Here is an 18,679-nt window from a genome sequence, read left to right on the forward strand (position 1 = left end):
GCGATGTGCTCGCAGGCGCTCAGTGGTGGTGGCCGCAACCCGGGCCGTGCACGTGGGGCTTGGGCGCCTCGGGGCTGGCCGGAGGTGTGTGCACATGGTCATGGCTGTGATCGTGGTCGTGTCCATGCCCGTGGTGGTGGCCACCAAAATGGCCGCCGGTGGCGTAGGCGCCGTTTTCGGGCTCAAACGGCTCGGTGACCTCGGTCACGATCAGGTGCATGGCGTGCAACATGCTGGCCAGCACATGGTCGGGCTCGATCTTGAGGTGGTCGGGCTTGAGCTCGATCGGCACATGCCGGTTGCCCAGGTGGTAGGCGGCGCGGATCAGGTCAAACGGCGTGCCATGGTCCGGGCAAGCGGTGATCTTGAGCACGGCTTGGGGCGCGGCCCAGACCTTGATCAAGGAGCCGTCATGCGCCACCAGCACGTCACCACCGCGCGCCACGGTGCCGCGTGGCAAAAAGATGCCAAGCTGGCGCCCGGTCGAGTCGGTCGCGTCAAAACGGCTTTTCTGGCGGACATCCCAGTCCAGCTCGACGGTGCTGGCGCGTTTAAGCAGCACCGCTGCCAGACCGGCGCCTTGGGGAATGAGTTTGGAGACGTGGATCATGGGTAAATGAGCTGAGGAGAGCGTACGGATGAAAAGCAATAACTGTACCGCGTTGGCAAGGGTTGGCGCCAGCACGACGCTCTGCCGCCATGTGGGTGGGTGGATGTTTGGCCCAGACTTGCCTCCTCAGGTGCAGGTCAATATACTAACAATTGTTATAACCTGAACTGGAGACCCCCATGACCGCACTCAAACTCACACAGATCGGCAACTCGGTGGGTGTGATCTTGCCCAAAGAGGTTTTGGCGCGGCTGAATCTGGAAAAGGGGGATAGTTTGTTTGTGACCGATGCGGCCAACGGTATCACGCTGACACCCTACGACCCCACGCTGGATGTCCAGATGCAAGAGGCGCGGGCGATCATGAAAAAGCGCCGTAACGTGTTGCGTGAACTGGCCAAATAAATGAGTGCTGAACGCCAAACCTGGGTGTGGATCGACCACGCCTTGATTCACGCGGTACACGACGAACAATTGGCCGAACACGGTGGCGGTGCTGGTGTGCGCGATGCCAACTTGCTGGACTCAGCCTTGGCGCGACCCGAGCAGTTGGCAAGCTATGGCATGCCTGATGCTGCAGACTTGGCGGCCAGTTACGCCTATGGCATTTCCCGCAACCATCCCTTTGTTGACGGTAACAAGCGCACCGCGTTTGTGGCGATGGAACTGTCTCTGGCGCTCAATGGTTTTGACCTGGTGGCGTCGGATCTGGAATGCGTCACCACCATGCTCTCAGTCGCCGCTGGCGACATCGAAGAAGCCGCCTTCGCTGCCTGGATTCGCACCCATATGCAGCCACGCTGAAGCACTGGTTTGATCTTGGTCAGCCTCTGTGTCAACCGGCCCAATCATGATCGCGTGCAAACCAAGAACGTTGTTGAGAGGCAGGTGACGCTATCTAAGGACGTATAGACGTAATTTCCATGCAGTATTTTCAGGACACCGAAACAGGTCAGATCCACGCTTTTGACGATGGCATCGACCCATTCACGTTGGGCTATCGATCCATTCCCAAGACCCTTTCCGCCTCGGTTAAGCCTCAGCCAAGTGAAGAGTACGTTTGGATGAACGGAGACTGGGTTCATAAGACGCAGGTGCCGTCGAATTATGTTCCGCCTGTTTCGAGTGTCCCATCCTATGATCCAGCGTGGCATGCCTTCTTACAGCCCTATACGCTGGTCCTCAAGGATGAGGAGCAGTTTGGTGTATCGCTGGAGCAAATCAATGCAAACTCATACCCCGGCGAAATGCTCTCCGAGCCCGTTAATTCTTTGGCCCCGTTGGGGGTAGCTGCGCTGATTTCACGTGATGGCGCTTTTGCGCTACCAATGCAGGGTGATTTTTTACAGCAGCACCGGGCGGCTGAAATGCTGAATCGATTGTTTTGTGCGCTGTTGATTGGCGGGATTCATGCCGAGTTTGTAGCCCATAACGAAGTATTGGTAGGCAGTCTTGGTGAAGATCTTCGGTTATTTATTTACACGCCTACCCAGCAAGGCCGATTCCGGCATATGGATGCATCCATTTCAGAACGTGTTGCGCTTGTGCATCCCCGGGTAATCCGCGTGTCCAAGCTACAAGAGGCTCTCGCATTCGGCTTGGACGCGTTATCTCGCATTGAAAACCTTTCACCCGCCTTCTTGCTACATGGCTATACCACTCTTCAGCATCAGAATGCCAGTGAAGCATTGAGCAGTTTGTGGATAGTGGTTGAGCAGTTGACCTCATTTTTGTGGGAGAAGCGGTTTCTGGATGATCCCAAGCTCCATCCCGTCAATATGAAGGGACGACTTCAAGGTATGAGGCAAGATAACAGAACCTGGACTACCTCCGTGAAACATGAACTGTTGTGGCAGAGCAAAGTTCTACCGGAGAACAGCTATGCAAGCCTCAGTATTGCTCGCAGCCAAAGGAATCGTCTGGTGCATGAAGGTCGCGTGCCCGATATTGACTCTGTTACGAGCCTTTGGCCTGCACTTTGCACAATGCTGGAAGTCGCATCGGGTGTGTCAATGGCAAAACTCTCCGGCATGGGTGTTTGGAGTCATCAACCGTCAACACGGGTAAAGAAAACCAATTTTGAGAATTGGGACTCACTGGTGAAACAGTTTGTCTGAGGCCCTATGAACGGATGTCACTCAAAGCACCTTGGTCATGAACACACTGTACGGGTCCAGCACATAGCTGGCAAAGGGGCCGCATTCGACAAAACCTTCGCTGGCATAAAGCTTCTGGGCCGCCACAAAGGGCGCCGGGGTGCCGGTTTCCAGGCTGATGCGCTGGAAACCTTTGGCCTGAGCGGCCGCCAGGATGTGCCGCAGCATGGCGCGGGCCACACCTTTGCGCAGGTGGGGTCGGGCGGTGCGCATGGATTTGAGTTCGGCATGCTCCGGGCTGAGCTGTTTGAGCGCGCCGCAGCCCATCAGTTCATCACCGTCCCACGCGGTCCAGAAGGTGATGTCGGGGTGGCGCAGGGCGTCTAGGTCAAGCGCATGCACACTCTCAGGCGGCGAGCTTGAGTGCATGTCGTCCAGGTGTTCCTGCAGCAGGGCCTGGATGGCGCTGCCTTGCAAATCGTCGATACGGATGTCCATGCGGTTTAAAACAAGAAGTAGCGTTGTGCCATCGGCAGGCTCACTGCGGGCTCGCAGGTCAGCAACTGGCCATCGGCACGCACGCTGTAGGTCTGGGCGTCGATTTCCATGGTGGGCAGGTAGTGGTTGTGCACCATGTGCTGTTTGCGCACACCGCGGATGTTTTTTACCGTGCTCAGGGTTTTTTGCAGGCCAAAACGTTCCTTGATACCGGCATTCAAACCAGCTTGCGAGACAAAGGTAAGGGAGCCACGCGCCAGCGCTCCACCAAACGCCCCAAACATCGGCCGGTAATGCACAGGCTGCGGTGTTGGGATGGACGCATTGGGGTCACCCATGGCGGCCATCGCGATAAAGCCACCTTTCAGAATCAGCGCTGGCTTCACGCCGAAGAAAGCGGGTTTCCAGACCACCAGATCGGCCCATTTGCCGACCTCGATGCTGCCGACCTCGTGGCTGATGCCGTGGGCAATCGCCGGGTTGATGCTGGTTTTGGCAATAAAGCGCTTGGCGCGGAAGTTGTCGTTGCGCTCTTTGTGCTCCACCAGCGCAGCTTCGGACTGGATCGCGCCCAGCACCAGCGGGGGTGCCAGCCAGCCGCGCTGTTGTTTCATTTTGCTGGCGGTTTGCCAGGTGCGGATGATGACTTCACCCACCCGGCCCATGGCCTGGCTGTCGCTGCTCATCATGGAAATGGCGCCCAGGTCATGCAACACGTCTTCGGCGGCGATGGTCTCCTTGCGGATGCGGCTCTCGGCAAAGGCCAGGTCTTCGGCAATACCTGCGTCCAGATGGTGGCAGACCATCAGCATGTCCACATGCTCATCAAGCGTGTTGACGGTGTAGGGCATGGTCGGGTTGGTCGAGCTGGGTAAGAAGTTGGCCTCACCCACCACACGCAGGATGTCGGGCGCATGGCCACCACCGGCGCCTTCGGTGTGGAAGGCGCACAGGCTGCGGCCTTTGGTGGCGGCAATGGTGTTTTCGACAAAGCCGGACTCGTTGAGTGTGTCGGAGTGGATCGCCACCTGGGTGTCGGTGGCGTCGGCCACGTCCAGGCAGTTGCTGATGGCGGCGGGTGTGGTGCCCCAGTCTTCGTGCAATTTGAGGCCAATCACACCGGCGTTGATCTGCTCGTGCAGCGCGGCGGGTAGGCTGGCGTTGCCCTTGCCCAGAAAACCCAGGTTCATCGGGAAGGCGTCGGCCGCCTGCAGCATGCGCTCGATGTTCCAGGGTCCCGGTGTGCAGGTGGTGGCAAAGGTGCCGGTGGCAGGTCCCGTGCCGCCACCCATCATGGTGGTGACACCGCTGGCCAGCGCTTCCTCGATCTGCTGCGGGCAGATGAAGTGGATGTGGCTGTCGATGCCGCCCGCAGTGACGATGTTGCCTTCACAGCTGATGACCTCGGTGCCCGGGCCGATGATGATGTCCACACCGGGCTGCACGTCGGGGTTGCCGGCTTTGCCAATGGCGACGATGCGGCCACCTTTGAGGCCGATGTCGGCCTTGACGATGCCCCAGTGGTCCAGGATCAGCGCATTGGTCATCACGGTGTCCACCGCGCCCTCAGAGCGCATCTTTTGCGACTGCGCCATGCCGTCGCGGATGGTCTTGCCGCCGCCAAATTTCACTTCTTCACCATAAGCGCCTGCGGCCAGGGTGTAGTCCTGCTCGACCTCGATGATCAGGCCGGTGTCGGCCAGGCGAACCCGATCCCCGGTGGTCGGACCAAAAATCTCGGCATAGGCGCGTCGTCCAATCGTGGCCATGGTGTTACCTTCAAAAAAGAGAGCTATCAGCCCTTGTTGGAAAAGGGCCAGAGGCTAAAAGTACCAAAAATCAGAGCTGACCCATGACCAGGCCCCGAAAGCCGTGCACGATGCGTTCACCGGCAAAATCCACCAGCTCCACCGTGCGCTGCTGGCCGGGCTCGAAGCGCACCGCCAGACCCGAGGCGATGTTGAGCCGCATGCCATGGGCAGCCGCGCGGTCAAAACTGAGCGCGCCATTGGTCTCGGCAAAGTGGTAGTGCGAGCCAACCTGGATCGGCCGCTCAGACGCATTGGTCACCACCAGCGTGACGGTGCGCCTGCCGGTGTTGAGGGGGTGTTCACCCTCGTCTGTGAAAAGTTCGCCGGGAATCATCGTTGTGCCCTCAGACTTGGTTGAACAAGACCAAGCCAGCCACGCTGAGCAAGCCACCCAGGCTGGTCAGCACGGTTGTGCTGCGTTCACTCAACCAGCGGCGGATGCTCAGGCCAAGGCCCACACCCCCCAGGTGCAACAACGCCGTGGTCAACAAAAAGCCAGCGGCATACCCGGCAAAACCCGTCTCGGGCGTTTCGGCGCCGTGGGCCAGGCCATGCAGCGAGGCCGCAAGCGCGATCAGCGTCAAGCCAAACGCCTTGGGCATTGGCGTGCTGGCCAGCACCAGCATGGCACCAAACAGCGTGACCGAGAGCGCAATCGCGTGCTCCAGATAAGGCACGGTGAACCCGCTGGTCCCCAGCACTGCACTGAGCACCAGCGCCAGCAAAAAAGTGGCTGGGCCTTGCCAAGCTTTGTTGGTCGGCAGGGCGCTGACCGACCAGATGCCCACGGCCAGCATGGCCAGCAGATGGTCAGCGCCAAACGGATGGGTCAGGCCTTCCATCAGGCTGTGGGTGCCATGGCCGGTATGGGCGCTAGCCCCTGTGGACAGGGCACAAGCAGCTGCAAAAAACAGAGCGGATTTGGTCTTTTGATGCATAACAATCTCCTGGAAAAGGGCTTTTTTTAACAAGCAGCGGCGGCGAACTGGTCAAGCCGTGGCGCTGTTCATACGATCGGTTGATGGACTGTCACCAGCTTGGTGCCGTCGGGGAAGGTGGCTTCGACCTGGATGTCGGGGATCATCTCGGCGATGCCGTCCATCACATCGGCGCGGGTCAGCACGGTGCGGCCTTCACTCATGAGTTGGGCCACGGTTTTGCCGTCGCGTGCGCCCTCCATGACAGCGGCGCTGATCAGCGCCACCGCCTCGGGGTAGTTCAGTTTGAGGCCACGTGCCTTGCGCCGTTCGGCCAACAGGGCGGCGGTGAACAGCAGGAGTTTGTCTTTTTCACGAGGGGTCAATTCCATTTCGTTTTACTCATTGCTGGGGTCATTAGCTCGTGCGGCCGCTGACGCGTGCCGAACACGAGGAGTTAATTCCATGTCGTTTCACTCAATGCTTTGAATAATTAGCTCGCGCGACCGTCCATGCCGGTCGAACACGAGGTGTGAGTTCCATGCGAGGCATTATGCAAAAGCTGTGCCGTATGCAGGGCTGGTATGGCAGGTGGCACGAAAACTGCACGTTCTGGCCTGTGACAAACGATGTATTTCCCCCTTCTGTTGCCGTGCCCCATTCCGAACCAAAAGCGCCCCAGCGCATCACTTTGGTGCGCCGGGACTACAACGGCTGGGTCGCGCGTGAAACCCTGGAGGACTACGCGCTGCGTTTCACCCCGCAGCGTTTTCGCAAGTGGTCAGAATGGCAGGTAGCCCAGACTGCGCTTGGCGGTGCCGCTGCCTTTTTGATACTGGAGGCGGTGGGCGCCACGCTACTGGTGCAGTACGGTTTTGTCAACGCTTTCTGGGCGATTCTGGCCACCGGGTTGATCATCTTCCTGGCCGGTTTGCCCATCAGTTATTACGCCGCCCGGTATGGGGTGGACATGGACCTGCTGACGCGCGGCGCGGGTTTTGGTTACATCGGCTCGACCCTCACCTCACTGATCTACGCGAGCTTTACCTTCATCTTTTTTGCGCTGGAGGCGGCCGTGATGGCCTATGCGCTCGAGCTGGCGCTGGGCATTCCACCGCGCTGGGGTTACCTGGTGTGTGCGCTGGCGGTGATTCCGCTGGTGACCCATGGGGTGTCCACCATCAGCCGCCTGCAGGTCTGGACCCAGCCGCTGTGGCTGGTGATGCTGGTGGTGCCCTTTGTCTATGTGTTGCTGCGCGACCCGAACGCTTTTGCCGGGGTGACGCACTACATTGGTGACAAAGGATCGTCGGACAGTTTTAGTCTGCCGCTTTTTGGTGCTGCGTTGACGGTGGGTGTGGCCTTGATGACGCAGATGGGCGAGCAGGCCGATTACCTGCGCTTCATGCCCGCCAAAACCCAAGCCAATGGCCGACGCTGGTGGCTGGGTGTGCTGGCCGGTGGGCCGGGCTGGGTGGTCCTGGGCGTGCTCAAGATGCTGGGCGGCGCCTTGCTGGCTTACCTGGCCATTCAAAACGCTGTGCCCACCGAGCGTGCGGTCGATCCGAACCAGATGTACCTGGCGGCTTATGAATACGTCTTTCCGCACTACGGCTGGGCGGTGGCGGCCACTGCGCTGTTTGTGGTGTTGTCGCAGCTCAAGATCAATGTCACCAACGCTTATGCCGGGTCGCTGGCCTGGAGCAACTTTTTCTCGCGCTTGACGCACAGCCACCCGGGGCGGGTGGTTTGGGTGGTGTTCAACACCCTGATCGCCTTCATGCTGATGGAGATGAACGTGTTTGCCGCGCTGGGTGAGGTGCTGGGGCTGTACTCCAACATCGCGATTGCCTGGATGATGGTGGTGGTGGCGGATTTGGTCATCAACAAACCGCTGGGCCTGTCGCCGCCGGGCATCGAGTTCAAACGCGCGCATCTGTACGACATCAACCCGGTGGGGGTGGGTGCGATGGTGCTGGCCTCTGGCTTGTCGATCACCGCCCACCTGGGTGTTCTGGGGCCGCTGGCGCAGGCGTTCTCGGCGTTGATCGCCCTGGGCACCGCATTGCTTGCCTCGCCCCTGCTGGCCTGGGCAACAGGCGGCAAGTACTACCTGGCGCGGCCAGCCAAATTGCCAGAAGCTACCGACAACGCGGACGCAGAGGTGGGCACTTACCAGCGGCTCAAAGTCAGCACCTGTGTGATTTGTGAACGCGAGTACGAGGCGCCGGACATGGCGTTTTGCCCGGCCTACCAGGGGCCGATTTGTTCGCTGTGCTGCACGCTCGATGCACGCTGTGGTGACCTGTGCAAACCCCACGCCAGCCTGACCAGCCAGTGGCAGGCTGCCTTGCGCTGGCTGCTACCGCAGCCTGCCTGGGCCTATCTGGACAAGGGCCTGGGCACCTTTTTGATGCTGATGCTGGTGATTGCGCCGCTGCTGGCCAGTGTGTTCGGGCTGCTCTACCACCAGGAAACCCGCACCTTGGCGTTGAAGCTGAGCAGCCCGCAGGCGCTGCAATCAGCCATGGATGTGTTGCGCGCTGGTTTTCTCAAAGCCTACATGGCGCTGATCCTGATTGGTGGTCTGGTGGCCTGGTGGGTGGTGCTGGCGCACAAGAGTCGCCTGGTGGCGCAGGAAGAGTCGAACCGGCAAACCCATTTGTTGATGCGCGAAATCGATTTGCACCGCCAGACCGACGAAGCGTTGCAGCGTGCCAAACAGGTGGCCGATGAGGCGCGTGCGGCGGCAGACCAGGCCAACCAGGCCAAGAGCCGCTACATCAGCGCCATCAGCCACGAGTTGCGTACACCGCTCAACAGCATCCTGGGGTATGCCCAGCTGATGGGGGAGGACGCGGGCATACCGGCGCACCGCAAGCAGGCGGTCAGCGTCATCAAGCGCGGTGGCGAGCATCTGCTGTCACTGATTGAGGGCACGCTGGACATGGCCCACATTGAGGCCGGTCGCCTCACGCTCTTGGTCAAACCCCTGCTTTTTGCCGATTTCGTCAACGACATCGCCAGCCTGTTTGAGTTGGAGGCACAAGCCAAGGGCCTGACCTTCCGCTGTGAGGTGGACGGCAACCTGCCGACCGTGGTGCGTGCTGATGAAAAACGGGTGCGTCAGATCCTGATCAACTTGGTGGGCAACGCCATCAAGTTCACAACCCAAGGGCAGGTGAACCTGCGGGTGAGTTACGCGCGTGAGATGGCGGTGATCGAGGTGGAGGACTCTGGCCCGGGGCTGTCCGAGTCCGAGTTAACACGCATCTTCGAGCCCTTCACGCGTGCCCAAGGGGTGGGTAACGCGGCGCCCGGCGCCGGCCTGGGCCTGACCATTGCGCGCATGTTGACCGATCTGATGGGGGGCCAGATGACGGTCAGCAGCACACCCGGTGTGGGCTCCACCTTCAAGGCCAAGCTGTTTTTGCCCGAGGTCAGCAGTGCACTCGATCACTCGGTGTATTCCCCGGCGTCCAAACACCAGAACCGCCTGTTTGTGCGCCGCCCGCGCCGGGGTTACGCGGGGGCACGCCGACGCATCCTGGTGGTGGACAACGAGGAGGCCGACCGCGAGGTGCTGGTCAAGCTGCTGCAGCCGCTCGGGTTTGAGGTGCGCACGGCTGCCAGTGGCCATGACTGCCTGGACCTGCTGGCCGCTGGCTACTTGCCCGAGGTGATCCTGATGGACTTGGCCATGCCAGGTATCGACGGTTGGGAAACCATCCGTCGTTTACGTGTGTTATTGGCTGATAGCCCTTATCCTTCGCCATTTGTTGCTATTGTTTCAGCCAACGCGTTTGACCGCGGGCTGGACAACGACCTGGGCGTGCCGAGTGAGGATTTCATCCTCAAACCGGTGCGCCACATCGACTTGCTGGACTGGCTGGAGCGCCGCCTGAAGCTGAGCTGGCTGGAAAACCCGGTGCCGGTGGCCGAGGACACGGCCGCACCGGTGGCTGAGCTGGTGTGCCCGCCCAAGCCGCAAATGGACGCGTTGCGTGAGCTGGTGGTGCTGGGGTATTACCGTGGCATCCTGAACCAGCTCGACACCATCGAACTGAACCACCCGCACTGCGCCCACTTTGTAGCGGGCATGCGGGAGCTGGCCAAGCAGTTCCAGTTTGAGGCCATGTTGGGCCAACTGAGCAGTTATGCCAACGAAAACTAATTTGCAAAGTGCCTTGCCGCGCCCGCTGCTGGACCGCACGCTGGACCGTGCCAACAGCGACGTGGTGCTGATCGTTGACGATGTGCCCGACAACCTGGCGGTGTTGCACGACGCGCTGGACGAATCGGGCTACACCGTGCTGGTGGCGATCAACGGCGAGGCCGCCTTACAACGCGCCGCCCAGGTCTTGCCCGACATCATCCTGCTCGACGCGATGATGCCCGGCATGGACGGTTTTGAGGTGGCGCGCCGCCTCAAGAGCCTGCCCCAGACCAGCCACATCCCGATTGTGTTCATGACCGGCCTGACCGAGACCGAACACCTGGTGGCCGCGCTCGAATCGGGTGGCGTTGACTATGTCACCAAACCGATCAAACCCAAGGAGGTGCTCGCGCGCATGGCGGTGCATTTGCAGGGCGCGCGTGAGCGGCGCCAGGCGCGCAGTGCACTCGACGCTTTTGGTTACGCCAGCATCACGGTGCGGGTCAGCGACGGCAAACTGATGTGGCAGACCCCGTTGGCGCGGGAGCTGCTGGCGCGTTATTACGGCACCGACGCACCGATCACCCCCGAGCCGGTGTTGGTCTGGCTGCGCCGTCATGTACAGGCCAAGGAGCCTTTGACCGAGCCGCCACGCCTGAGTGTCGAGCATGGCGCCAACCGCCTGACCTTCCGGCTGCACCAGCAGATTGGTGACAGTGAGGGCGGTGGCGACTGGCTGATCATCATGCAGGAGCTCAGTGAGCAAAGTGTGATCGAGGCCATCGCACTGAGCTTCAAACTCACCCCGCGCGAGGCCGAGGTGCTGTACTGGGTGGTCAAGGGCAAGATCAACCGCGACATTGGCGACATCCTTGGCAGCAGCCCGATGACGGTCAAAAAACACCTGGAGCGGGTGTTTGCCAAACTGGGGGTCGAGACCCGCACCGCCGCCGCCGCCATGGTGATGAGCCGCATCAAACAGCTGCACCCTCAGTTCGAGGGTTAGCGCAGCGCTTACAAGCCTTTTTGGCTTTTAGCCCTTATTTATAAAGGGTTGGCAGCTCTCTTTTTTGATGTATGAAGCAGTGGTGGACCTCACGCCGTGCCAGAGCAGCCCCTGGTCGGGTCGCAGGTGCCGCGCGGACGGACTTGCCCACACCTGCCCTGTTTCAGCCGGGAGACGCTACCATGGTGTCTGTGATGACCGACTCATCCGGCGCGGGCGTTGGCCCGGACCGTTGACAAGAGGGCGGCCATGGTTCAGACCATGCCTGCCTCGTGTCAATCCAGGCTTGTCAAACAACAATAAATTGCTTTGTTGGCAGTGGCCAATGCCAACCACCGAGTTGGAAACCCATCGGTTCAGGTGATGGCCATGCCCACATCTTGTCAAAGAACCCATGGATAAACACAGAAAGAACACAGGAGAACATCCCATGGGATTGAGACGACGGATATCGGTGTATTTGATCAGTGTCCTGGCGGTGCTGGCCTTGCTGACGTTGAGCGTTTTGCGTTGGCACGGCCACCAGCGGGCCTTCCAGCTGGAAGTGGCTGAGGCGCATGGGGAGTTGAAACGGCTGATAGGCCTTTTTCACGCCAGCACATTCAGGCTCAGCGGCACATTGCAGCCCTGGGCTAACTGGACCGGCCTGCATGATTACATGCTGGATCGCCAACCGGCATTTCGCCAGAAGGAACTGGACCTGAAGGTGCTAACGGCGGCCCAGGTGGATTTTTTGGTGCTGCTGGATATGGACAGCCAGCTGATCGACATGATCGAGGTGCGCGGTCGCCAGGGTGACACCCCGGCAACCGACACCTTGCGGACGCAGTCTCAGGCGTATCCGGCCTTGGCGAAGTCCTCCGCCAACTCCCGTGGCTGTGGTGTCATCAGGGTCGGCCAGCAGGTGGCACAGGTCTGTGTCAGCCCGGTGTTCAAGAATGGGGGTGAGGGCAGCCCGAGTGGTTTTGCGGTGATGGGGCAGTGGGTCAATGATGCCTTGACCCAGCAGATTTCGCAGCTCTCGGGTGCCCGCTTCAGCGTGGTTGATCTGCCAGGCCCGGCGCTGACTGCACCGTCCCAGTACCTGGGGGAGCCGGTGTTCAGAAAGGATGCGGTGACCCTGATTGAGCATGAGCGTGTTCTTGAATTGCGCTACCCCATTGCCAACATCTTCGGCCAGCAGATCGCCGAGATCCGCATGGAATGGCCGCGGTTGCATGAGCAAATGGCCGACGTGAGCTTGCACGCCACACAGGCCGTGGTGGTCGGGCTGATGGTCGTCTGTGGGGTGGTGCTGGCGTTGTTGCTGGATCTGGTGGTGGTGCGACGGCTCAAGCTGCTGCAGGAGGAACTGGCGGGTATTGTGGATTCCAAGCGCTGGGCCGGTGCGGTGTCGGTCAGGGGCGAGGACGAATTGGCAGAGCTGGCGCGTTACACCCAGGAAGTGGTAGCTGTGGTGCGCCATCAGGTGCATGAACTCAAGAACCTGTCTTTGACGGATACCCTCACCGGGCTGGCCAACCGGCGGGCGTTCAACGAGCGCCTGGACCACATCCTGGCCCAGTATGCCCGGCAACAGTTGTCTGCCGCCTTGATCCTGATGGATGTGGACCATTTCAAGAAATACAACGATACCTATGGTCATCCGGCGGGTGACGAAGCGCTCAAGGCCATTGCCCGATGCCTGCGCACTGCCTTGCGCCGTGAGTTGGACATGCCAGCACGCCTGGGGGGTGAGGAGTTTGGGGTGTTGTTGCAAGGTGTGACGGCCGAGCAGGCCTGTGCGGCGGCTGAACACATTCGCCTTGCTTTGCAAAACATGGCCCTGGCGCATGAGGCCAATCCGCCGCTCAAGGTGATGACCATGAGCCTGGGGGTGACGGTGGTGACGGACGCCGACACCGCAACGACGCTCTACCACCGTGCCGATGCAGCGCTTTACCAAGCCAAACACGAAGGCCGCAATCGGGTGACTTTGGTCTGAACACAGCGGCTGAGTTGGCGTGTCGCTTCAAACGGCTGTATGCGAGGTTGACGCGCTTTGTAAGGTTTTTGGCCTCTAGCCCTTTTGTGACAAGGGCTGCTAGCTATATTTTTGAGCAGCTGCCTGGAGATGATTCGTTCATTTGTGCAACATGATGGACAATTGTCCGTTTGTGTCCAGATTGACACACAAGACACCAGACGGGAGCCATCGAATTGGGGTTGAGAAGAAGGATTTCGCTTTACCTGGTCAGTATCCTGTCGGTGCTGGCTTTGCTGACTCTGATGGTGCTGCGATGGGGCAGCCACGAGAAAGCGGCGCAGCAGGAAGAAATTGAGGCGCGGGCAGAACTGCACCGCCTGATGAACACCTTGCAGGCACGCACCCTGGAGGTCAACGGCACCCTGAAGTCATGGGCCAACTGGACTGCGTTGTATGAGCACCTGCAACGGCGCACGCCCCAATTCCGCCACAACGAGTTGACGGTGGACGCCCTGGCGGTGGCCGATGTGGACTTCCTGCTGCTGCTGGATCAGGATGGCAAGGTGGTGGACATGAGTGAAGTGCCTGGTGCGCAAGGTGAAACACCGGTGACCGATGAGACCAGGCAGCGCGGGTATGCCTACCCTGGTTATACGAGTCTGTCGCCCCAAGGCAGTGGCTGCGGTGCCATCAAGGCCAGAACGCAGGTGGCACTGGTGTGTTTCAGCCCGGTGCTCAACAGCGAAGGCAAGGGGCGCCCGCGTGGTTTTGTGGTGATCGGACAATGGCTCAACGAGGAGATGATCCAGAAGGTGTCCGAGGTCACCGGCATTCAGTTCAGCATTGAGGATGTGCCTAACCCGCAACTGGTTGTGAGACCCCCGGTGGTGTTGGACAGTGTGTTCCGGCAAGAGGTGGTGCAGGTGGTGGTGCATGAACAGGCCATGGAACTGCGTTACCCCATCACCAGCCTGTTTGGCAACGACATTGCCCAGGTGCGTATGCATTGGCCCCGCCGACACGCGCAGTTGGCCAACAGCAGTTATGACACCACCCAGGCGGTGGTGATCGCCCTGATCCTGACCTGCGCATTGCTGCTGGTGCTGCTGCTGGATCGGGTGGTGGTGCGTCGGTTGAACCGGTTGCGGGAGGAGTTGGCGCTGATTGTGGACTCCAGGCGTTGGACCGGAGAGGTCACTGTCAGTGGCCATGACGAGATGGCGGCGCTGGCGCGCTACACCCGGGAACTGGTGGCCGTGGTGCGTCATCAGGTTCAGGAACTCAAGAACCTGTCGCAGACCGATGTCCTGACCGGTCTGCCCAATCGACGCGCCTTCAACGAACGTCTGGAACACATGCTGGCGCAGCATGCCCGGCAGCAGTTGCCCGCAGCACTGATCCTCATGGACGTGGACTACTTCAAGAAATACAACGACAGTTATGGCCATCCGGCGGGTGACGATGCCCTGCAGAAAGTGGCCCAGTGTTTGCGCACCTGTTTGCGCCGTGAGCTCGACTTGCCAGCGCGCCTGGGTGGTGAGGAATTTGGTGTGTTGTTGCTCGGGGTGACGGCAGAACAGGCGGGGGCAGTTGCTGAGCAGATCCGTGCCACCTTTCAGGGCATGGGCATCACACACTGCGGCAACCTTCCCTTGGGGGTGATGACCATGAGCCTGGGTGTGGCCGCAGTCAGTGCGGCGGACACCACCACCACGCTTTACCGCCGTGCCGATGCTGCGCTGTACCAGGCCAAGGCGCAGGGGCGCAACCAAGTCCATCAGGCCTGAGCCCGCGTGGACCAACACCTGGTGGTGGGTGGTTTTTTTGAGCACTAGAGGGTAATCACAGCTGTACCAGGGCAACACTTTGACGTAGTCTGCGATACAGTCAGCTTGTAACCGGGGGTTACACACCCGGCGGCACGACCTTGACAGGGTGCTGTCTGGGGCTGAAGCAAGTTCAGTCATAACAACAAGATACCGCGTTGGTTTTCCGAAGTTTTCGAATCAGGAGCCAGTTCATGCGCACAAATTTGCCTGTTTCCCAGCAGGAATATGCCTTTCCAGCCAACCAGACCCTGGTGTCGGTCACTGACCTCAAAGGGCGCATCGTGTATTGCAACAGCGCGTTTGTCGAAGTCAGTGGTTACGCCACCGCCGAGTTGTTGGGGCAGCCCCACAATCTGGTGCGCCACCCGGACATGCCAGAGGAAGCGTTTCGCGACATGTGGGAAACCATCCAGGCCAAGCAACCCTGGAGTGGTCTGGTCAAGAACCGGCGCAAAAACGGCGATTACTACTGGGTGCGTGCAAACGCGACCCCGATGATGGATGGTGAGCAGATCACCGGTTACCTGTCGGTGCGGACCTTGCCCTCGCCCGAGTCTGTCAAGACCGCAGAAGAGTTGTACGCCCGCATGCAGGCACAAGCCAAGGCGGGCAAACAGACCCTGCGGCTGCACCGGGGGCAGGTGGTACGAACAGATGTGGCCGGGCGCTTGTTGCGCTTGATGAACCCCGGCCTGGTGGCCAGGCTCGCGCTGATGCAAGTGGCCCTGATGGCCTTGCTGGTATTGGCGGCGGCCAGCGGGCTGAGCTGGATGGCACTGCTGCCCCTGGCTGGCCTGGCTGCGGCAGTGTTGGTGTGGAGCAACTGGCACATGACCATCCGCCCGCTGTCCGATGTGTTGGCCGACGCCAACCAGCTGGCAGCCGGTGATCTCTCCCACAAGGTGGCTGTGCGGGGCAGCGGTGTGTTTCGTGACTTGCAGCAGGCCTTGATGCAAATGTCGGTCAACCTGCGCACTGTCGTGAGTGATGTGCGGGATGAAATTGACAGTCTTAGCACCTCGGTCCAGGAAATTGCCGCTGGCAACCACGACCTCTCTGCCCGCACCGAATCACAGGCCGCCAGCCTGGAGGAGACGGCCGCGTCCATGGAGGAGATCAACAGCACCGCCCAACTGAGCGCTGCCTCGGCCAAACAGGGTGCTGACATCGCGCAGGAGACCAGTGAGGTCACCTCACGCAGCAACCAGGCGGTGGCATCGGTCGCCCAGTCCATGGAGGAGATCTCCGAATCTTCCCGGCGCATCACCGACATCATGCAACTGATTGAGGGGGTGGCCTTCCAGACCAACATCCTGGCCCTCAATGCGGCGGTAGAAGCCGCGCGCGCGGGGGACCAGGGGCGCGGGTTTGCGGTGGTGGCCTCGGAGGTTCGGGCGCTGGCTCAGCGCACCACAGCGGCTGCCAAAGACATCAAGCAGCTCATCACCCAGTCCACCGCGCGTGTGAGTGTGGGCAGTGAACAGACCCAACTGGCCCTCACTCGAATGCTCACCGCCCAGGAGTCGGTGGACAAGGTCAACACGGTGCTCGGTGAAATCACCCGTGCCTCGGCGGCGCAGACCTTGGGTATTTCCCAGATCAACGAAGCCATCGTGCAGATGGACACCATCACCCAGCAGAATGCCGCCATGGTCGAGGAGCTGGCCGCCACCGCCAGCTCGCTGTCGCAGCAGGTGCAGTCTGTGCGCAGTTCCCTGCGTTTATTCCGCTTGCGCGCTGGGGAGGCCACCTTGGAGCAGGCCGATGCGGTGTCGCTGCGACGCCAGGGCAAACAAATGATGCTCAACTGAGCGCGCGGCCCTGCGGCAGGGCACCACGCGGTTCTGCTATCGTCTGCCTTCGCCAGGGTGGCGGTCAAACAGGTTCTGAGCGACGCTGCCGGCAGAAAGGCCATGTTTTTGTGACAGTCCCGAACATCCATGCCGCCGCGAACCAGCGTGTGGCCCGACAACAATTTGCCAGTGACAACTACGCCGGCGCCTGCCCCCAGGCCATGCACTGGCTCGGTGAAGCCAATGCCAGCGGTCACGAGCCTGCCTATGGTGATGACCGCTGGACCCAGCGCTCCACCGACATGCTGCGCCAGCTGTTTGACATCGAATGCGACGTCTACTACGTCTTCAACGGCACCGCTGCCAACTCATTGGCGCTGGCGTCCTTGTGTCAGAGTTACCACTCGGTCATCTGCAGCCCGGTGGCACACATCGAGACCGATGAGTGTGGCGGGCCCGAGTTTTTCTCCAACGGCTCCAAACTGCTGGTGGGTGAGAACCAGTCACCCGCAGCACAGCTGGGCAAACTCACACCAGAGGCCATCCACAGCCTGGTGACCAAACGCAGCGACATCCATTACCCGCGTCCGCAGGTGGTCTCCATCACCCAGGCCACCGAAATGGGCACGGTCTACAGCCTGGACGAGGTGCGCGCCATTTCCTGGATGGCGCAGAAGCACAACTTGCGGGTGCACATGGACGGTGCCCGTTTTGCCAACGCGGTGGCCCACCTGGGTTGTTCTCCGGCCGACATCACCTGGCGCGCCGGTGTCGATGTGCTGTGTTTTGGTGGCACCAAAAACGGCCTGCCGGTGGGGGAGGCGGTGGTGTTTTTTGACCGCAAACTCTCTGAAGACTTTGCCTGGCGCGTCAAACAGGCCGGACAACTCGCCTCCAAGATGCGCTTCATCTCCGCGCCCTGGGTCGGTCTGCTGGAAAACGATGTGTGGTTACACAACGCCCGCCATGCCAATGCGATGGCGCAGAAACTCTACACCGGCATGTTGTCGATTGCCGGTGTCAACACCTTGCATCCGCCTGAAGCCAACGGCGTGTTTGCACAGTTGCCGCCAGAGGCAGTGGATGCCCTGCAGGCCAAAGGCTGGAAGTTCTACCAGTTCATCGCGGGTGGCGGTTGCCGCTTCATGTGTGCCTGGGACACCGCCCCCGAATCGGTGGAGGCCTTGCTGGCCGACATGCGCTTGGTGATGGGCGGCTAGACTGCCACGTTGATGTGGCCAGATCGTTGTAGAGTTTTTATGCCACAGGCCCTTGTGCAGCATGCCTGAACAGCTTCAATCCATGTAGCAAATCGTCTTGCACAAGTGCTCAGCGCCCCACCTGGCCCAGCGGCAGCTCGGTGCTGCTTTTGATGCTTTGCAGCACGATGTTGGAGCGGATGTTGTTGACCACCTTGATGCGGGTCAGGCGTCGTAACACCGATTCGGACAGCTCACTCAAGCTGGCGGCCACGATTTGCAGGATGTAGTCGGACTCACCGGTCACTGCAAAACACTCCAGCACCTCGGGGAAGGCCGCGATTTCCTGCTCAAACGCGGCGCCTTCGTCTTCACCGTGGCGCGCCAGCGTCACATAACTGATGGCGCGCACACCCAGGCCGATACGTGCCGGGTCCAGCAGCGCCACAGTGCGCCGGATGATGCCGCTGGCCTGCAGCCGGGTGATGCGGCGACTCACCTGTGAGGGGGACAAATGCACCAGCTCGCCGAGCTGCTGGTGGGTGGCGCTGGCGTCTTGCTGCAAGGCACTCAACAAGGCCACATCGTATTTGTCGAGCAGTGAATCGTCATTGATCTGAGTTTTCATGCACAAATTATGCACTTGGGTGTGATTGAGTGCATCAATATGCAAACCTGTTGCGCCGTTATGCGCCTACCATGCCTGCCTTGCCCATTGCCAGGCGCTTGCCCGCCAACGACCATGCCACCGTCCGCCCCCACACCTGCTGTCCCCCCCGCGACCCTGAGCCCCGAGGCC

The 18,679-nt window shown here is 60.5% G+C and carries 16 protein-coding genes; 9 read left to right on the plus strand and 7 right to left on the minus strand.

The window, feature by feature from the left end; translation table 11 throughout:
* Nucleotides 1–19: 19 nt before the first annotated feature.
* Nucleotides 20–610 carry an urease accessory protein UreE gene (gene ureE / locus KKO72_RS13650; protein ID WP_214939264.1) on the minus strand — a complete coding sequence of 197 codons (591 nt, stop codon included), beginning with the start codon at nucleotides 608–610 and terminating at the stop codon, nucleotides 20–22.
* Between the two features lie 179 nt (nucleotides 611–789).
* On the opposite strand from ureE, the gene KKO72_RS13655 reads away from it, so the two are divergent.
* From KKO72_RS13655 to KKO72_RS13665, 3 genes are all read left to right on the plus strand, one after another.
* Nucleotides 790–1,014: an AbrB/MazE/SpoVT family DNA-binding domain-containing protein gene (locus KKO72_RS13655; RefSeq protein ID WP_078366438.1), complete on the plus strand. Its 225-nt coding sequence runs from the start codon at nucleotides 790–792 to the stop codon at nucleotides 1,012–1,014.
* A complete protein-coding gene (locus KKO72_RS13660; RefSeq protein ID WP_078366437.1) occupies nucleotides 1,015–1,413 on the plus strand; it encodes a type II toxin-antitoxin system death-on-curing family toxin in 399 nt (132 codons plus the stop codon).
* A 119-nt stretch (nucleotides 1,414–1,532) separates the two neighbouring features.
* The gene (locus KKO72_RS13665) at nucleotides 1,533–2,726 is read left to right on the plus strand and encodes a hypothetical protein (protein WP_214939271.1); all 1,194 of its coding nucleotides are present in this window, start codon (nucleotides 1,533–1,535) and stop codon (nucleotides 2,724–2,726) included.
* A 21-nt stretch (nucleotides 2,727–2,747) separates the two neighbouring features.
* Here the strand turns inward: KKO72_RS13665 and KKO72_RS13670 are convergent, their stop codons facing one another.
* From KKO72_RS13670 to KKO72_RS13690, 5 genes are all read right to left on the minus strand, one after another.
* The gene (locus KKO72_RS13670; RefSeq protein ID WP_214939274.1) at nucleotides 2,748–3,203 is read right to left on the minus strand and encodes a GNAT family N-acetyltransferase; all 456 of its coding nucleotides are present in this window, start codon (nucleotides 3,201–3,203) and stop codon (nucleotides 2,748–2,750) included.
* Between the two features lie 5 nt (nucleotides 3,204–3,208).
* A complete protein-coding gene (gene ureC, locus KKO72_RS13675; protein WP_214939277.1) occupies nucleotides 3,209–4,972 on the minus strand; it encodes an urease subunit alpha in 1,764 nt (587 codons plus the stop codon).
* 70 nt (nucleotides 4,973–5,042) lie between these two features.
* Nucleotides 5,043–5,348 (minus strand): urease subunit beta, encoded by a 306-nt coding sequence (locus KKO72_RS13680; protein WP_214939305.1) that lies wholly within the window; start codon nucleotides 5,346–5,348, stop codon nucleotides 5,043–5,045.
* A gap of 10 nt (nucleotides 5,349–5,358) precedes the next feature.
* Nucleotides 5,359–5,952, minus strand: a complete 594-nt coding sequence (locus KKO72_RS13685) for a HupE/UreJ family protein (protein WP_214939308.1) — start codon at nucleotides 5,950–5,952, stop codon at nucleotides 5,359–5,361.
* Nucleotides 5,953–6,020: 68 nt separating this feature from the next.
* Entirely contained in the window at nucleotides 6,021–6,323 is a 303-nt protein-coding gene (locus KKO72_RS13690) for an urease subunit gamma (protein ID WP_078366433.1), read from the minus strand.
* A gap of 179 nt (nucleotides 6,324–6,502) precedes the next feature.
* Here KKO72_RS13690 and KKO72_RS13695 point away from each other — a divergent pair, with 179 nt between their 5' ends.
* The 6 genes from KKO72_RS13695 (at nucleotide 6,503) to KKO72_RS13720 (ending at nucleotide 17,901) form a co-directional block, all read left to right on the plus strand.
* Entirely contained in the window at nucleotides 6,503–10,105 is a 3,603-nt protein-coding gene (locus KKO72_RS13695; protein WP_214939342.1) for an ATP-binding protein, read from the plus strand.
* Nucleotides 10,089–11,093: a response regulator transcription factor gene (locus KKO72_RS13700; RefSeq protein ID WP_214939311.1), complete on the plus strand. Its 1,005-nt coding sequence runs from the start codon at nucleotides 10,089–10,091 to the stop codon at nucleotides 11,091–11,093. Before KKO72_RS13695 ends, KKO72_RS13700 begins: the two co-directional genes overlap by 17 nt.
* A gap of 430 nt (nucleotides 11,094–11,523) precedes the next feature.
* Nucleotides 11,524–13,077, plus strand: a complete 1,554-nt coding sequence (locus tag KKO72_RS13705; protein ID WP_214939315.1) for a diguanylate cyclase domain-containing protein — start codon at nucleotides 11,524–11,526, stop codon at nucleotides 13,075–13,077.
* 221 nt (nucleotides 13,078–13,298) lie between these two features.
* On the plus strand, nucleotides 13,299–14,846 hold the full coding sequence (locus KKO72_RS13710; RefSeq protein WP_214939319.1) for a diguanylate cyclase domain-containing protein: 1,548 nt from the start codon (nucleotides 13,299–13,301) through the stop codon (nucleotides 14,844–14,846).
* A gap of 233 nt (nucleotides 14,847–15,079) precedes the next feature.
* A complete protein-coding gene (locus tag KKO72_RS13715) occupies nucleotides 15,080–16,699 on the plus strand; it encodes a PAS domain-containing methyl-accepting chemotaxis protein (protein WP_214939322.1) in 1,620 nt (539 codons plus the stop codon).
* 110 nt (nucleotides 16,700–16,809) lie between these two features.
* Nucleotides 16,810–17,901, plus strand: a complete 1,092-nt coding sequence (locus tag KKO72_RS13720) for a low specificity L-threonine aldolase (RefSeq protein ID WP_371736884.1) — start codon at nucleotides 16,810–16,812, stop codon at nucleotides 17,899–17,901.
* Between the two features lie 109 nt (nucleotides 17,902–18,010).
* Here KKO72_RS13720 and KKO72_RS13725 read toward each other — a convergent pair whose 3' ends face one another.
* The gene (locus KKO72_RS13725; RefSeq protein WP_214939325.1) at nucleotides 18,011–18,508 is read right to left on the minus strand and encodes an Lrp/AsnC family transcriptional regulator; all 498 of its coding nucleotides are present in this window, start codon (nucleotides 18,506–18,508) and stop codon (nucleotides 18,011–18,013) included.
* Between the last annotated feature and the right edge of the window lie 171 nt (nucleotides 18,509–18,679).

It is taken from the genome of Rhodoferax sp. U11-2br (assembly GCF_018619435.1).
In the GTDB taxonomy this organism is placed as follows: Bacteria; Pseudomonadota; Gammaproteobacteria; order Burkholderiales; family Burkholderiaceae_C; genus Rhodoferax.

Coding starts and splice junctions, on each gene's coding strand:
- ureE (WP_214939264.1), bottom strand. CDS start 610: ATGATCCACGTCTCCAAACTCATTCCCCAAGGCGCCGGTCTGGCAGCG.
- KKO72_RS13655 (WP_078366438.1), top strand. CDS start 790: ATGACCGCACTCAAACTCACACAGATCGGCAACTCGGTGGGTGTGATC.
- KKO72_RS13660 (WP_078366437.1), top strand. CDS start 1,015: ATGAGTGCTGAACGCCAAACCTGGGTGTGGATCGACCACGCCTTGATT.
- KKO72_RS13665 (WP_214939271.1), top strand. CDS start 1,533: ATGCAGTATTTTCAGGACACCGAAACAGGTCAGATCCACGCTTTTGAC.
- KKO72_RS13670 (WP_214939274.1), bottom strand. CDS start 3,203: ATGGACATCCGTATCGACGATTTGCAAGGCAGCGCCATCCAGGCCCTG.
- ureC (WP_214939277.1), bottom strand. CDS start 4,972: ATGGCCACGATTGGACGACGCGCCTATGCCGAGATTTTTGGTCCGACC.
- KKO72_RS13680 (WP_214939305.1), bottom strand. CDS start 5,348: ATGATTCCCGGCGAACTTTTCACAGACGAGGGTGAACACCCCCTCAAC.
- KKO72_RS13685 (WP_214939308.1), bottom strand. CDS start 5,952: ATGCATCAAAAGACCAAATCCGCTCTGTTTTTTGCAGCTGCTTGTGCC.
- KKO72_RS13690 (WP_078366433.1), bottom strand. CDS start 6,323: ATGGAATTGACCCCTCGTGAAAAAGACAAACTCCTGCTGTTCACCGCC.
- KKO72_RS13695 (WP_214939342.1), top strand. CDS start 6,503: ATGCAGGGCTGGTATGGCAGGTGGCACGAAAACTGCACGTTCTGGCCT.
- KKO72_RS13700 (WP_214939311.1), top strand. CDS start 10,089: ATGCCAACGAAAACTAATTTGCAAAGTGCCTTGCCGCGCCCGCTGCTG.
- KKO72_RS13705 (WP_214939315.1), top strand. CDS start 11,524: ATGGGATTGAGACGACGGATATCGGTGTATTTGATCAGTGTCCTGGCG.
- KKO72_RS13715 (WP_214939322.1), top strand. CDS start 15,080: ATGCGCACAAATTTGCCTGTTTCCCAGCAGGAATATGCCTTTCCAGCC.
- KKO72_RS13725 (WP_214939325.1), bottom strand. CDS start 18,508: ATGAAAACTCAGATCAATGACGATTCACTGCTCGACAAATACGATGTG.